The 14,127-nt window shown below is 67.2% G+C and carries 13 protein-coding genes and 1 pseudogene; 8 read left to right on the forward strand and 6 right to left on the reverse strand.

Going from position 1 to position 14,127, the window contains the following annotated elements:
* Positions 1 to 139: 139 nt before the first annotated feature.
* Entirely contained in the window at positions 140 to 1,171 is a 1,032-nt protein-coding gene (locus tag SK803_RS39575) for a LysR family transcriptional regulator (protein ID WP_319971335.1), read from the forward strand.
* Positions 1,172 to 1,195: 24 nt separating this feature from the next.
* Here SK803_RS39575 and SK803_RS39580 read toward each other — a convergent pair whose 3' ends face one another.
* Together SK803_RS39580 and SK803_RS39585 are read right to left on the reverse strand one after the other, a co-directional pair.
* Positions 1,196 to 1,345 carry a hypothetical protein gene (locus SK803_RS39580; RefSeq protein WP_319971336.1) on the reverse strand — a complete coding sequence of 50 codons (150 nt, stop codon included), beginning with the start codon at positions 1,343 to 1,345 and terminating at the stop codon, positions 1,196 to 1,198.
* 147 nt (positions 1,346 to 1,492) lie between these two features.
* Positions 1,493 to 1,843: pseudogene (locus tag SK803_RS39585) on the reverse strand (transglycosylase SLT domain-containing protein); the annotation flags it as partial.
* A gap of 934 nt (positions 1,844 to 2,777) precedes the next feature.
* Between SK803_RS39585 and SK803_RS39590 the strand changes: the two are divergent.
* Positions 2,778 to 3,017 carry a hypothetical protein gene (locus tag SK803_RS39590; protein WP_319971337.1) on the forward strand — a complete coding sequence of 80 codons (240 nt, stop codon included), beginning with the start codon at positions 2,778 to 2,780 and terminating at the stop codon, positions 3,015 to 3,017.
* Here SK803_RS39590 and SK803_RS39595 read toward each other — a convergent pair.
* Positions 3,014 to 3,391 carry a hypothetical protein gene (locus tag SK803_RS39595; RefSeq protein ID WP_319971338.1) on the reverse strand — a complete coding sequence of 126 codons (378 nt, stop codon included), beginning with the start codon at positions 3,389 to 3,391 and terminating at the stop codon, positions 3,014 to 3,016. The genes SK803_RS39590 and SK803_RS39595 overlap by 4 nt on opposite strands.
* A gap of 580 nt (positions 3,392 to 3,971) precedes the next feature.
* On the opposite strand from SK803_RS39595, the gene SK803_RS39600 reads away from it, so the two are divergent.
* Positions 3,972 to 4,349, forward strand: a complete 378-nt coding sequence (locus SK803_RS39600) for a helix-turn-helix domain-containing protein (RefSeq protein ID WP_319971339.1) — start codon at positions 3,972 to 3,974, stop codon at positions 4,347 to 4,349.
* A gap of 372 nt (positions 4,350 to 4,721) precedes the next feature.
* On the opposite strand, the gene ddaH is transcribed toward SK803_RS39600, so the two are convergent.
* Positions 4,722 to 5,534: a dimethylargininase gene (gene ddaH / locus SK803_RS39605; RefSeq protein WP_406601652.1), complete on the reverse strand. Its 813-nt coding sequence runs from the start codon at positions 5,532 to 5,534 to the stop codon at positions 4,722 to 4,724.
* 147 nt (positions 5,535 to 5,681) lie between these two features.
* Between ddaH and SK803_RS39610 the strand changes: the two genes are divergently transcribed.
* The 4 genes from SK803_RS39610 to SK803_RS39625 all read left to right on the forward strand — a co-directional run bounded on the left by SK803_RS39610 (position 5,682) and on the right by SK803_RS39625 (position 9,969).
* On the forward strand, positions 5,682 to 6,122 hold the full coding sequence (locus tag SK803_RS39610; RefSeq protein WP_109628898.1) for an Lrp/AsnC family transcriptional regulator: 441 nt from the start codon (positions 5,682 to 5,684) through the stop codon (positions 6,120 to 6,122).
* A 10-nt stretch (positions 6,123 to 6,132) separates the two neighbouring features.
* Complete coding sequence (locus SK803_RS39615) at positions 6,133 to 6,873, forward strand: enoyl-CoA hydratase (protein ID WP_319971340.1); 741 nt, start codon at positions 6,133 to 6,135, stop codon at positions 6,871 to 6,873.
* Between the two features lie 211 nt (positions 6,874 to 7,084).
* On the forward strand, positions 7,085 to 8,923 hold the full coding sequence (locus tag SK803_RS39620; RefSeq protein ID WP_319971341.1) for a 2-oxoacid:acceptor oxidoreductase subunit alpha: 1,839 nt from the start codon (positions 7,085 to 7,087) through the stop codon (positions 8,921 to 8,923).
* On the forward strand, positions 8,920 to 9,969 hold the full coding sequence (locus tag SK803_RS39625) for a 2-oxoacid:ferredoxin oxidoreductase subunit beta (protein ID WP_319971342.1): 1,050 nt from the start codon (positions 8,920 to 8,922) through the stop codon (positions 9,967 to 9,969). The genes SK803_RS39620 and SK803_RS39625 overlap by 4 nt, the downstream gene beginning before the upstream one ends.
* Before the next feature lie 80 nt (positions 9,970 to 10,049).
* Here the strand turns inward: SK803_RS39625 and SK803_RS39630 are convergent, their stop codons facing one another.
* On the reverse strand, positions 10,050 to 12,074 hold the full coding sequence (locus tag SK803_RS39630) for a sunset domain-containing protein (RefSeq protein ID WP_319971343.1): 2,025 nt from the start codon (positions 12,072 to 12,074) through the stop codon (positions 10,050 to 10,052).
* A 145-nt stretch (positions 12,075 to 12,219) separates the two neighbouring features.
* On the opposite strand from SK803_RS39630, the gene rarD reads away from it, so the two are divergent.
* Positions 12,220 to 13,143: an EamA family transporter RarD gene (gene rarD, locus SK803_RS39635; protein ID WP_319971344.1), complete on the forward strand. Its 924-nt coding sequence runs from the start codon at positions 12,220 to 12,222 to the stop codon at positions 13,141 to 13,143.
* Positions 13,144 to 13,146: 3 nt separating this feature from the next.
* Here rarD and SK803_RS39640 read toward each other — a convergent pair whose 3' ends face one another.
* Positions 13,147 to 14,112 carry a polyprenyl synthetase family protein gene (locus SK803_RS39640; RefSeq protein WP_319971369.1) on the reverse strand — a complete coding sequence of 322 codons (966 nt, stop codon included), beginning with the start codon at positions 14,110 to 14,112 and terminating at the stop codon, positions 13,147 to 13,149.
* Between the last annotated feature and the right edge of the window lie 15 nt (positions 14,113 to 14,127).

Raw genomic sequence — 14,127 nt, forward strand, 5'->3', positions numbered from 1 at the left:
ACGCGTGGTCGCCGCAGATAGCTTTGTACACCGCCCGATAAGAGTCCAGAGATTTACCAACAGGATCTGCAGATAATTTCCCTGCGAAATGCGGTCAAGTTCAGTTCAACTGATCGGTAGAACATCAGAGAGGGTCTCGATGTCCGGCTCGTCCCAGTTGGTGCTCCCCACCAGCACCACCCTGCACCGCCTGCTGAACATGCCTCCTGCCTTGCTGGACACCACGATGGACCAGCTCAGGACGTTGCTGACGGTGCACGAGACCCGGTCGGCGCTGCGAGCGGCACGGGCGTTGGGACGCGAGCAGTCGAGCGTGCAGAAGCAGCTGGACACGTTGAACAGGAACTTCCAGCAACTGTGCGGCGAACAGCTTGTGGTGAAGCAAGGACGCGGAAGAGACGTGCTGTTCACGCCGACTGGTGAGTCGCTGGTCGAATTGGCGCGGGACACCCTCGCGGAGTGGCTCGACGGAATTCACGAGTGCCGCCGCAAGCTCGGCACGACCGTCACCGTCGGCACCACGCGATACATGCTCGACACGCTCGCGAAGGCGTGGCACCACGTCGCGGACGAGTTCCGCGAGCGCGACGTGGACCTCAAGGTCGTGCACATCCGCACCAAGGACATCTGGACGAAGCTCGAGACGCAGGAGGTCGACATCGTGTGCGGCAGCGTCGTGACGCGGGCCGGCGCGGACTGGGAGCGTCCCGAGTTCGACGTGATCGAGTGGCGGCGCGGCGGGCTGGCGTTGCTGACGAACCTGCCGGAGACGGTTGTCGGCGAGCGCGTGCGGGTACCTCAGCTGAGGTCGGTCCCGTTGGTCGTGCCGGCGGCGGGGCTGATCGCCGAGTTCCTGCGGGGCTGGTTCGGGCCGGACTACCGCCAGGGGCTCGACATCGCGGCCGAGATCGACGAGATCCAGTACGGCATCTCGTTGCTGCGCTCGAACCTCGTCCAGGGAGCCATGATCGTGACGTCTGGTTTGGGCGTGGTGGCGTCGAACAACGAGCTCCGGGAGGGAGGCGGCCTCCGGGTCGTCGAGCTCGCAGATGACTCAATGGAGCGGCTTGTGGGCGTTTTCGCCCGAACGGACGAGCTGTCGAAGCATCCGGCGGATCACCCGCTGAACCTGCTGTGGTCGGCCTTCAAAGCAGAAGCGCCCCGGCCGTAGCCGAGGCGCTTGTGCTGTTTCCTGCTACTTCTTCGCGGGTGTCATGGCGTCGTGCTCAGGCCTCCGCTGTTCGACTTTGGGACGCTGCTGGGCTTTGGCCATCTTGGCCAGCCAGTTCGTCGCCTCCGAGCGGACCTTCGCCAGCTCGTCGTCGCGTGCCTGTTGCTCGTTCATCGGCCACTCCCTGCGTTCGGGGATCGCTTCGATGGGAGCACTACCGGGCGTGTGCCCGCTAGGGCCGCCATGCTTGTGGGTGAACCTGATTGACAGCATCGCTCGTCGATACGTTTCACGCACCCCGACACGGTGTGTTTGGCCCCTTTAGTACCCCCGGTACCCGCCGCCCAGGTTCATGGAGACCAACCCCGGGTGGTTGTGGAAGCCGCCGTAGCGCGCGTACGTGTAGCGAACGCCCGCGATGATGTTGTCGACCGGCGCGAGGATGTTGTCGTAGCCGGCCAGCTTGTAGGCACGGAACGTCGGGTCGATGCACTGCATCAGGCCCTTGGACGGCGTGCCGCGCATCGCGTTGGAGTCCCAGTTGTTGACGGCGTTGGGGTTGCCGTTCGACTCCTTCATGATGATCGTGTAGATCTCATCGACGCTGCCGTTGTCGATGTTCGTGCCGTTGGCCTGCAGGACCTTGATGGCTTCCTTGATCCAGCCCTCGACCTCGCGCTGCTTGGCCGGCTTGCGCATCTCGATCTGACGCTCGGCCTCGGCCTTGGCGGCCGCCTCGCGCTGAGCGTGTGCGTCCGCGGCGACCTTCGTCGCCTGCTCGAAGGTCTGCATGGCGTACATCTGCTGGAACTGCAGCAGACGGCCGACCTCACCACCGGGGTTGACGTCGTGGATGGTCTGGATCGACTTCACCTGCTGGTCGGGAATGGCACCCAGCTCGGCCGCACCTGCGGCCAGGTCCGTCGAAGACCCGCTGGTCGCGGCGTTGGCGATGGCGGCGGTGCCGGCGGCGACACCTGCTGCGACGACGATGGCGCTCACGCGGTGGGCGAGCGGAACCTTGTCGTCCTCGACGCGATGTGCGCCGGGTTTCACTTCAGCTGTGGGCACGACCGTGTACACGGTTCGGCCGGCGGCCTTGCTGTGCCGGGCCAAGGGGGAGCCTCCTGCGTCGGGGAGCTTGGTCTCCGGCAAACCCGGGCGGGGGATTCCTGGGGGACTTTGGACCCTTGGTGCTGTGGTTCCTGTGTCCTGCCGGTGACCAAACCGTTATCGGCGGGCGAGAACGTAACCTCGCGTCACGAGCGCAGGCAAGCTTGAGCGCCCGTTGGGTGACTCTCGTCACGTTTCCGATGAGTCGGGCTATCCGTTGCTGACAGACAGTCAGCGAGCCATTTGCATCCTGTTTAAGTTCATCGTTGCCTCCTGACGAACTGACGGAGCTGTCTGTTAGTTCGGCGCGAGCCCGGCTCTCGTTATGGGTTAGTTCCACGACCACGCGATCGAGTGATGCGGTCACGCTTCGTAGTGCTGTTGGGGTGTGTGGGGCTGACCTGCGCGGACTTGATCGCTGGACAGCGTTTTCTGCCGTTCTGAAGAGGGGTACGGAGAGGGCGCTTCAGCGGTTCACGGCACTATGAATCTCATGGGGGACCACGATCGTGAGGCAGCGCGCCGAGCCGTGCGCGAGGCACGGCTCGAGGCAGCGCGGCCCTGGTGGCAGAAGCGCTTCTTCGCCTGGCTGACCGCGGTTCCGCGGCGTTTCTGGCGAGGACTCAAGTGGTGGGGCACCGAAATGGGCGAGGTGCTGCTGTGGTGGGCCGTGCTGGGGCTGCTGTTCGCCGTCGGCCTGCTCGCCTGGTGGGCCTGGCGGACGGTGTTCTAACGACGGCGCCGCTGCTCCAGCGCCTTGAGCGCCCAGTCCGGGCTGTCGGCGGGGCTGTCGTTGAACGCGATCGCGGCGTCCGGCTGGTGCCAGTGCACGAGATTGACCACGGTCTGGAAGAGCTCGAGCAGCCCTGTGCCCTTGCGGATGCCACCGCCGACCAGCACGGCGTCGTACTGCTTCTGCTTCAGCCGCTCGACGATCTTGGCCTGGGCGCGGCCGTCCAGCTCGGCGAAGTCGATGAGAACCAGGTCCTGGGTCATACCCAGCTCGGCGAACGCCTTGCTGCCTTGCTCGATGCCGGCGGCCACGGGAGCCGGGTCGAAGCCGGGGATGGTGTACGGGTCGAAACCGATCGCAAGGATGTTGGGCACCCGTCCGACGCTACTGCGCGGGCCCGGCGCATGCCGCCGCTGATCGGATCCGACCAGGTCAGCGCAGCTGTGTCACCCGACCGAGCAAATCTATGGTGGCGGGGGTAGACATTGTCCGGCGGGCGTGTGTAGTCTTCTCCTCGTCGAACAAGAGAGAACATGACACGGGAGATGACGAACTACCCGTGAGGTAAGTGCGAGACGGTCAGATGTGCCGGAGCCGATCAGTGGAAGGGGTTCCGGCAGGTGACCAAGGGCTGTCGGTGAGGTGAGTCCGGCATGTGCACGAGGTCCGGTGCCGGCAGTCACGTGAGAGAAGGAAAGTCAGTACTCAGAGGAGAAGGGACGGGTTGCACACCATCGGATCGCCCGCCTTCGGCTGAACTCCGCCGGACGGGTACCGCGGTTCCATCAGATTGGAAGGTGGTCTTCGGTTACGCACACGCGATCCCCGCAGCGCCCGCTTCTGGGCATGTGGACAGAGGATGCCGATCTCACGGTCGGCTAGGTGGAAGTGAAACCCAACAACCCTGGGGCCCCGGTGCTACTGCACCGGGGCCCCTCGTGATGCGGAGGCGCGATGACCCCAGACACCAACGAATCTGCGAACAACGAACCGCAGACCACAGCCGAGAAGTTCGACGACGAGCACTACCCCGCCTACTCGATGGGCCGGGCCGCGGAACTGCTCGACACCTCGGCGAACTTCCTGCGCAGCCTGGACGAGGCGAAACTCATCGAGCCGCAGCGCTCGGCCGGCGGCCACCGGCGGTACAGCCGCCACCAGCTGCGTCTGGCCGCCCGTGTGCGTGCGTTGGTCGACCAGGGCACGGGACTGGATGCGGCGTGCCGCATCGTCACCCTGGAAGACCAGCTTCAGGAAGCTCAGGAGCTGAACGCCAAGCTCACGCCCCCGTCAACGCCCGACGAGCCGTATCCACCGCTGCAAAGCGTGTGACTCGTTCGAGGTTCGGGACGTCGGCGCGAGAGTTCAGCGGAACGTTTTCACGCGACTGATCTGCGCTGGCGAACCCCTGGTTCGGTTTTCACCTGGCGCAGATCAAACCCGCGAACTCGTCTGTCACCGGCCGCCGCCGATCGATAGCCGCCCTGGAGCGCGAGTTGCCGATGGCGCAGATGAACCGGCACCTGAGCGGCCTCGAAACGCTCTTCGTCCTGACCAGTCCCGCGCTGGCGCATATCTCGTCGACCGCCGTCGTGGCGACCGCCCAGCGGTAGCGACCAGATCGAGTGGCGGAAACAGATCCGCGCTGGTGAAGGCCCGGTTCGGGCCTCCAGCCAGCGCAGATCGCAGACTGCGTGGGCGAGGTCAGCCGCGCAGCTCGTTGGTGCAGCACTTCGGGCCGCCGCCCGACTTGCGCAGTTCCGAGATGTCCACGAACACGGGCTCGAACCCGCGTCGCGCCACCTGCTCGGCCAGGTGCGTGGCCTCGACCGGCATGACCACGTGCTTGCCGTCGGACACGGCGTTGAGGCCGAGGCACACCGCGTCGTCGTCGTTGGCGATCACGGCGTCCGGGAACAGGCGCTTCAGCACGGCCTGCGAGCCCGGCGAGAACGCCTCGGGGTAGTAGGCGACCAGAGGCGACGGGGACTGGTCGTCGAGCATGAACAGCGCCACGTCGAGGTGGTAGAAGCGCGGGTCGACGAGTTGCAGCGACACCACGGGCACGCCGAGGACTTCCTGCGCCTCGGAGTGTGCGCCGGGGTCGGTGCGGAAGCCCGTGCCGGCCAGCAGCAGGGAACCGGTCCAGGTGAAGTCGCCCTCGGCCTCGTTCACGGCGGTGGGCATCACCACGGACTTGTAGCCGGAGGCCAGGAACCAGCGGCGGAAGTAGTCGGCTTCTGCTGAGCGTTGGGGGGCGCGGAAGCGGGAGCCCAGGACCCGGCCGTCGATCACGGTGCCGCTGTTGGCCGAGAAGACCATGTCGGGCAGGCCGGCCACCGGGTCGATGACGTTGACCTCGTGGCCCAGGCGCTCGTAGGTCTCCTTCAGGGCCGTCCACTGCTCCACAGCCAGCGAGGTGCTGGTGGGCCGGGTCGGATCCATCCACGGGTTGATGGCGTACTCCACCGTGAAGTACGTCGGCGGGCACATGAGGTACCGACGGGTCGTCGGCATGCGCGTCGGCGCGAGGGGCGTGGCGATGTCGAGCGTGATCGGCTCGCCGGGCCCGGAGATGGATACCGTCATGGATCGAAATGTAAAGGGCCGCTGGACCATCGAACAACGCCGCGACATTGCGTTAACTAGGGCAGAATGTTGCGTGTGGACAGCATCGACCAGCGAATCATTTCGTGCCTCATGGCCAACGCACGGTCCAGCTACGCGGAGATCGGGAAAGAGGTGGGGCTGAGCGCCCCCGCGGTGAAGCGGCGGGTGGACAAACTGCTGGACAACGGGGTGTTGCGGGGGTTCACGGCGGTGGTGGACCCGGAGGCGCTCGGGTGGGGCACCGAGGCGTTCGTCGAGGTGCACTGCAAGGGCAACGTCGCGCCGCACGACATCCAGCACCGGCTGGAGCCGATGGCCGAGGTCAGTGCTGCCTACACGGTGTCCGGGGCGGCTGACGCGATCGTGCATCTCAGGGCTGCCGACATCCACCACCTGGAGACGGCGCTGGAGCGGTTGCGGGCCGTGGAGATCATCGATCGCACCGTGTCGACGGTCGTGCTGTCCCGGCTCCTGGACCGGCCGCTCGCGCCCTAGAGTCCGGGGCATGGCTGAGGTTCTGCTGGAGCACAACGATTCCGTCGCCGTGATCACGATCAGCGATCCGGACCGGCGCAACGCCCTGACGATCGACCTGTCCCGACAGCTCGCGGACAAGGTCGAGGAAGCAGAGCGGACAGCCAACGCGCTGATCATCACGGGTGCGCCGCCCGCGTTCTGCGCCGGCGCGGACCTCACGCAGCTCGGCAACTCCAAGGACGAGGGCCTCAAGCAGATCTACCGGGGCTTCCTCGCCGTGGCCAACGCCACCATCCCGACGATCGCCGCGGTCAACGGCGCGGCCGTCGGCGCCGGGCTCAACCTCGCGCTGGCGGCGGACGTCCGGATCGCGGGGCCCAAGGCGCGGTTCGACGCGCGGTTCCTGCAGCTCGGCATCCACCCCGGCGGTGGCATGACGTGGATGTTGCAGCGGATCACCAACATGCAGACCGCCACGGCGATGACCTTGTTCGGGCAGATCCTCGACGCCGACGAGGCCGTGGCGAAAGGGCTGGCCTACGCGAAGGCCGAAGACCCACTCGCAGTGGCGAAAGAGCTGGCAAAGCACTCCGCCGAAGCTCCAGGCGAACTCGTGCGGACCATCAAGGCCACGATGCGGGTGACCGATGTTCTCGACGACCACGCGGAAGCGGTGGAAACCGAGCTGCGGCCACAGGTGGCTTCGATCGACACTCCAGAATTCGCTGCCAGGCTTGCCGCGATGAAGGCTCGGATCAGCGGACGTTAAGTGTTACCTTTGGTAACAGGTATCGAGGGTGACGTCTGCCGCATTCGGGTATCCGCTGGTAGTGCTGTGCTTACCGTCTAGTTAAGGACCCGGTGCGGCAGATGGGACAGTTCGTCTCGCCTGGTGGTACACGGCCCGTCTCGCAGGCGGTCCCGGCGACTACCCTCGTGGTGGGGCACGGCCACCCTTGGAGAGAGGTATCGGCGTAGGAATGAGCACTGAGACTCGCAAGCTGGATCGCGTTGTGATCCGCTTCGCCGGCGACTCCGGTGACGGCATGCAGCTCACCGGAGACCGGTTCACGTCGGAAGCGGCGGCGTTCGGCAACGACCTCGCCACGCAGCCCAACTTTCCCGCCGAGATCCGCGCACCACAGGGCACGCTGCCCGGTGTGTCGTCGTTCCAGCTGCACTTCGCCGACTACGACATCCTGACGCCCGGCGACCGTCCCGACGTTCTCGTCGCGATGAACCCCGCCGCGCTCAAGGCGAACGTCGTCGACCTGCCGGACGGCGGCATCCTCATCGTCAACACCGACGAGTTCACCAAGCGGAACCTGACGAAGGTCGGGTACGACTCGAACCCGCTCGAGGACGACTCGCTCGAGAGGTTCCAGGTGCACAAGGTCGCCATGGCGACCATGACCATCGGCGCGCTGGAGGAGACCGGGCTCGGCAAGAAGGACGCGGAACGCGCGAAGAACATGTTCGCGCTCGGCCTTCTGTCGTGGATGTACCACCGGCCCACCGAAGGCACGGAACGGTTCCTGCGCGAGAAGTTCGCGAAGAAACCGGACATCGCCGAGGCCAACGTCCTGGCGTTCCGCGCCGGCTACTACTACGGCGAGACCACGGAAGCCTTCGCGGTCACGTACGAGGTGGCGCCCGCGAAGCTGAACGTCGGCACGTACCGCCAGATCACCGGCAACACGGCGACGGCGTACGGCATCGTCGCGGCGGCCCAGCTCTCGAAGCTGCCCGTCGTGCTCGGCACGTACCCGATCACGCCGGCGTCGGACATCCTGCACGAACTGAGCAAGCACAAGAACTTCGACATCACGACCGTGCAGGCCGAGGACGAGATCGCGGGCATCGGCATCGCCCTCGGCGCGTCCTACGGCGGCGCGATCGGCGTCACGTCGACGTCCGGTCCCGGCATCGCCCTGAAGTCCGAGACCATCGGCCTCGCGGTGATGACCGAGCTGCCGCTGCTGGTGATCGACGTGCAGCGCGGTGGCCCGTCCACCGGTCTGCCGACGAAGACCGAGCAGGCGGACCTGCTGCAGGCGATGTTCGGCCGCAACGGCGAGTCGCCGGTGCCGATCGTGGCGCCGCAGTCCCCCTCGGACTGCTTCGACGCCGTGGTCGACGCCACCAGGATCGCGCTGAAGTACCGCACGCCGGTGCTGTTCCTGTCCGACGGCGCGATCGCGAACGGCTCCGAACCGTGGCTGATCCCGGAAGTCGACACGCTGCCCGACCTGACGGTCGAGTTCGCGACGGACCCGGAGAACTTCCAGCCGTACTCCCGTGACCCGGAGACGCTGGCCCGTCCGTGGGCGGTGCCCGGCACTCCTGGTCTCCAGCACCGCATCGGCGGTCTGGAAAAGCAGGACGTCACCGGCAACATCTCGTACGACCCGGAGAACCACGACCGGATGGTGCGCCTGCGCCAGGCCAAGATCGACGGCATCGAGGTGCCGGACGTCGTGGTCGACGACCCGAGCGGCGAGGCGAAGGTCCTCGTCGTGGGCTGGGGTTCGTCGTACGGCCCGATCGGCGCGGCGGCACGGCGAGTCCGCAAGCTGGGCCTGCCGGTCGCGCACGTGCACCTGCGGCACCTCAACCCGTTCCCCAAGAACCTGGGTGACGTGCTGAAGTCGTACGAAAAGGTCATCGTGCCGGAAATGAACCTGGGGCAGCTGGCGTTGCTGTTGAGGGGCAAGTATCTGGTGGACGCCATGTCGTACACCAAGGTGCAGGGCCTGCCGTTCAAGGCGGAAGAGCTGCAGGACGTGCTCGCTGACGTGATCAAGGGGGTGTCGGCGTGACCGCCATCGACATCGGGCTCCCCGGCCTGACCGGGGTTCCCACCACCGACGAGAAGCAGACGGCCAGGGACTACAAGTCCGACCAGGAAGTTCGCTGGTGCCCCGGCTGTGGTGACTACATCGTGCTCAACACCATGCAGTCGTTCCTGCCGTCACTGGGTCTCAAGCGCGAGAACATCGTGTTCGTCTCGGGCATCGGGTGCTCGTCCCGGTTCCCGTACTACATGAACACCTACGGCATGCACTCCATCCACGGGCGTGCGCCGGCCATCGCGTCGGGTCTCGCCGTGGCGCGGCCGGACCTGAGCGTGTGGGTGGTGACCGGTGACGGCGACGCGCTGTCCATCGGTGGCAACCACCTGATCCACACGTTGCGGCGCAACGTGAACCTCAAGATCCTGCTGTTCAACAACCGGATCTACGGCCTGACCAAGGGCCAGTACTCGCCGACCTCCGAGGAAGGCAAGGTCACCAAGTCGACCCCGCTCGGCTCGGTGGACCACCCGTTCAACCCGGTGTCGCTGGCACTGGGCGCGGAAGCCTCCTTCGTGGGCCGGGCGATGGACTCGGACAAGGCGGGCCTCACCTCGGTGCTGCGCCAGGCCGCCGAACACCGCGGGTCGGCGCTCGTCGAGATCTACCAGAACTGCCCGATCTTCAACGACGGCGCGTTCGACGTGCTGAAGGACGCGGACGAGGCACAGCGGCGGATCATCAACGTCGTCGACGGCGAGCCGATCCGGTTCGGTCGTGAGGGCGAGTACTGCGTGGTGCGCGAGGGCTTCGGGCTCGCGGTCGCCAAGTCCGCGGACGTGGACGCGAGCGACGTCGTCATCCACGACGCGTCGGACCTGAACCTGTCGTTCGCGCTCTCGCGGCTCTCGACGCAGGACCTCACGCACACCGTCACCGGTGTGTTCCGGCGTGCGGACCGCGTGACGTACGACGACGGCGTGCGGGCGCAGGTCGCCGAGGCCAAGGCCGCCAAGCCCGCGGACCTCGGCAAGCTGCTGCACGGCAAGGACACGTGGACCGTGGTCGGCTAGGTACCCAGAACATCCGAAAGGCCCGCCGGCGCACTGCTGGCGGGCCTTTCGCATGCGGGCTCAGCGCTTGCGAACGCCGGTCAGGGCGCCGGTCGGAATCCTGCCTTCTCCGCGTCGGACTCGGTGCGGAACCACACGTCGGCCCGCGTCTCGCCGAAGTTCGCCGAGCCCTCGGTGTAGTAGCGACGACCGGTCAAGGTCGCCTTCACCGAGAAGTCCGCGGCCGGCGCGAGGCCGTCCGACTTGGGCAGCACCGAGCCGGGACCGAACGGGGAGCGCGGATTGAAGCCTTCCGGCTGCTGGAACCGCGACGACGGACCGGCGGGCGTGCCGTTGGGACGGCCGCCCGTGGACGGCGAGAAGCCGACCGGACGCGGACGTGACGGCAATGCCGCGGCAGGTGCGGGTGCGGGCGGGGCTTCCTGCTTGGGCGAATCAAAGGCCGCGAACGCCGAGAAGGTCTGCTGCCGTTGCTGAGTGGTGCGGCGGGCCTCGCGGACCGGCAGACCGGCTTCGGTGATCCGCTGCGGCAGGTCGGTTTCCGGTTCTGGCTCGGGCTCCGGCGGGGCGGCGAGCAGCGGCTCGTCGCTCGGCACGAACGTCGGCACGAACGGCTGGTCGTTGGTCGGCTCCGGCAGTGTGCGGGTCTGACCGAGTGCGGGCAGCGGCTCGTCGGCGTCCAGCAGCGGTTCGAACAGGGAACGCGGGTGGTCCGCGACCGGTGCGGGAGCGACCTCCGCGGGTGCTTCCACGGCCTGGGAGAAGGCGGCACCGACGCCGTTCGGGCGGCGCTCCGGGATCTCCTCGACCTCGGCGGGCGCACCGAACGCCGAGAACGGCGCGGGCGCGGGGGCACCGGCGTCCATGAACGGCGCGGGCGCACCGCCGTTGGTGAACTCCTCGGCGTAGCCGACCTCGGGCTCGACGAACTCCTCGAAGACCGGCTCGGCCTCCTGGTGCTCGACCGGCTCGGCCTCGACCGGCTCGCGGTAGGCGTGCGCGGCTTCCTGCTCGGGCTCAGGCTCGGTGAACGCCTGCTCCTCGGCCAGCGTCGTCTCGAAGACGCCGTTGCGCACGTGCGGCGCGTCCAGGTCGATCGGCTCGATCAGGCCGGTCTGCTCGGCTGGCGTCTCCGGTTCGACGAATCCGTCCAGGTGGCCGGAGAGCTCGTCGCGCATGCCGGGGAACTCACCGGTGAGGTCGCCGGCGGGCCAGCTGCTCTCCTCGACCGCGATGAACGTCGTCTGCTCGGACCGGGTGCCGGCGGGCTCGTCCTCCTGCTCGCCGGCCTCGTCGAGGAACGCTTCCTGTTCCTCGTTCGCCCAGACCTCGCGCGGCTGGTAGATGAAGTCGTCGGCCTGCTCGTCGATCTCCGGGCCCGCGGTCGGTTCCGGGGTGGGCGGGGCGACCTCGGCGGTCGGCTCCACGACGGTGGGCACGTACGACGTCTGCTCGGCGGGGAGCTCCGGCTCGTCGTCGAAGTCGGCGGCCTCGAGACCGGACAGCGGCAGCACCGTGGTCTGCTCGGCCGGAGACTCCGGGGGAACGTCACCCGGAGCGAGGCGCTCGAACAGGGAACGCGGGCGGTCGTCCTCGGCGTCCGCCAGCGCCCTCTGCTCGGCCAGCTGCTCCTCGAAGCGGCGCTGGGACTCGTCGGGCTCCATGTACTGGCGGACCTGGGCGGCCGGCTCTTCGTCGTACTCGGCCTCGGCGGGAGCGGCGACGGGCTCAGGTTCGGGCTCGGGCGCCGGCTGCTCGATGACCGGCAGCGGCGCCAGCGACGGCGTCGGCACGGGCTCACCGAAGTAGGCGGGCGGCTCCACGTACGGCGCGGGCGCGGGTGCAGGCGTCGGAGCCGGCGCGGGCGGCGCCAGCATCTCGTCGCTCAGCGACCGCGGCGGCGCGTCGTCCCACTCGTCGACCTCGAAGTCGTCGTCGCGAAGCTGCGTCGCGATCGGGGGTGCCGACCGGCGCGCATCGAGAAGTTGATCTTCGAGCTCGGCCACTCGCTGGCGTGCGGGCCGAACCATCACCAGCCACGTGAGCAAGGCTCCCGCGACGAACGACAGCAGACTCCACAGCCAGACCTGCCCGAAGACATTCACGGGTAAGCCCCTTCTACGACCACACTCCGACCCCACTCACTCGGAAGGGTGAGCACGGCCAAACTACAGTGCCTTTGTTGATGCTCCGTCACTACGCCGTTCAGCGCAAACAAGCCGTGGAAACGCCAGCGTAGAGTGGGATTTTGTGCCGCCTCTGACGACCTCTTCCACTAGTTCGCCAGAAGTTCACACCCACGGGCGAGGCGTCACGTACGGCGCACTCGCCTACGTCCTTTGGGGCCTGTTCCCCGCCTACTGGCCACTCCTCGTGCCCGCCCAGCCGATCGAGGTGCTCGCACACCGGATCGTCTGGTCGTTCGTCACGCTCGCCATCGCCGTCGCGTTCCTCCGGAGATGGCGTCCTCTTCTGGAATTATCCGGAAAAGGCTGGCTCATCGTTACCGCCGCCGCCGTGTTGATCACGGTGAACTGGGGCACCTACATCTACGCCGTGAACAGCCACCACGTCGTCGAAGCGGCGCTGGGCTACTTCATCACGCCGTTGGTGAGCGTGGGACTCGGCATGATCTTCCTCAAAGAACGATTGCGTCTCGCTCAGACCGCCGCGATCGCCGTCGTCGTCCTCGCTGTGATCGTGCTCACCGTCGACTACGGCCGTTTGCCGGTGATCTCGCTGATCCTGGCGTGCTCGTTCGGCGTCTATGGCCTGTTGAAGAAGAAGGTGCCGCTGGACGCCATCTCCAGCCTCACCGCGGAGAGCGCGGTGATCGCCCCGCTCGCACTGGTCTACCTGATCGTGCTCGGCAGCGCGAACACCTTCACCACCGAGGGCGCCGGCCACACGTTGATGATCCTCAGCACCGGCATCGTCACGGCGGTCCCGCTGGTGCTGTTCGGTGCTGGTGCGCAACGGATTCCGCTGATCACCATGGGCATGCTGCAGTACCTCGCGCCGATCCTGCAGTTCGCCTGGGGCGTGTTCGTGGTGCACGAACCCATGCCGCCCAGCAGGTGGATCGGGTTCGCCCTCGTCTGGCTGGCGCTGGCGATCTTCACGTTCGACGCGCTGCGGAACCGGCGCAAGCAGGTGCTCGCGCCGGTCAGCTAGCCGCTATCGGGAACGCGCCACCACGTAGGTCGCGAGCTCGTCGAGTGCGTCACGCGCGGCACACGGCGGCAGCTTGCCCAACTCCGTGCGGGCGCGGTCCGCGTACTCGTCGAGCGTCTCGCGCGCCTTGTCCATGCCGGAGGACTTGCGCAGCAACGAAAGCGCCTCGTCCACGAGCTCGTCCTCGGTGATCGGCCCCGCCAGCAGTTCGGCGAGCCGCGTCTCGGACGGGTCCTGCAGCGCGTAGAGCATCGGCAACGTCTTCACGCCCTCGCGCAGGTCGGTGCCCGGCGTCTTGCCGGACTCGACCGACGGGGACGCGATGTCGATGACGTCGTCGGAGATCTGGAACGCGGCACCGATCACGTCGGCGTACCGGCGCAGTGCGTCGATCTGCTCGTCGGTGGCGTCGGAGAACATCCCGCCGAACCTCGCCGCCGTCGCGATCAGGACGCCGGTCTTCTCCTCGATCACCGTGAGGTAGTGGGAGATCGGGTCCTCGCCCGGCTGCGGGCCGACGGTCTCGCGCATCTGACCGGTCACCAGGACCGAGAAGGTCTCCGCGATGATCCGTGCCGCGTCGGTCCCCAGGTCCGCGGTCAGCCGCGACGCGTGGGCGAACAGGAAGTCGCCCGTCAGGATCGCGATGCTGTTGTCCCACTTGGCGTTCGCGGACACCGCGCCCCGCCGCATGGTCGCCTCGTCCATGACGTCGTCGTGGTAGAGCGTGGCGAGGTGGGTGAGCTCGACCACAGTGGCCGCCTTGATGACCTTGTCCCGGTCCCAATCAGCGCCGAACTGCGATGCGAGCAGTGTGAAGAGCGGGCGGATCCGCTTTCCGCCCGCCTCCACGAGGTGAAGCGAGGTTTCCGTGACCGGGTAGAACTCGCTCTGCACGACGTCGTGCAGGTTGCGCTCCACCTCGGCCAGGCCGTCCTGGACTACCTGAGTGAGCACGGGGTCCACCAACGCGAACCCCGGTCC

It is taken from the genome of Lentzea miocenica, assembly GCF_033949945.1.
GTDB classification, from domain to species: Bacteria; Actinomycetota; Actinomycetes; order Mycobacteriales; family Pseudonocardiaceae; genus Lentzea; species Lentzea miocenica.

Coding starts and splice junctions, on each gene's coding strand:
- SK803_RS39575 (WP_319971335.1), top strand. CDS start 140: ATGTCCGGCTCGTCCCAGTTGGTGCTCCCCACCAGCACCACCCTGCAC.
- SK803_RS39580 (WP_319971336.1), bottom strand. CDS start 1,345: ATGAACGAGCAACAGGCACGCGACGACGAGCTGGCGAAGGTCCGCTCG.
- SK803_RS39590 (WP_319971337.1), top strand. CDS start 2,778: ATGGGGGACCACGATCGTGAGGCAGCGCGCCGAGCCGTGCGCGAGGCA.
- SK803_RS39600 (WP_319971339.1), top strand. CDS start 3,972: ATGACCCCAGACACCAACGAATCTGCGAACAACGAACCGCAGACCACA.
- ddaH (WP_406601652.1), bottom strand. CDS start 5,534: ATGCCGACGACCCGTCGGTACCTCATGTGCCCGCCGACGTACTTCACG.
- SK803_RS39615 (WP_319971340.1), top strand. CDS start 6,133: ATGGCTGAGGTTCTGCTGGAGCACAACGATTCCGTCGCCGTGATCACG.
- SK803_RS39620 (WP_319971341.1), top strand. CDS start 7,085: ATGAGCACTGAGACTCGCAAGCTGGATCGCGTTGTGATCCGCTTCGCC.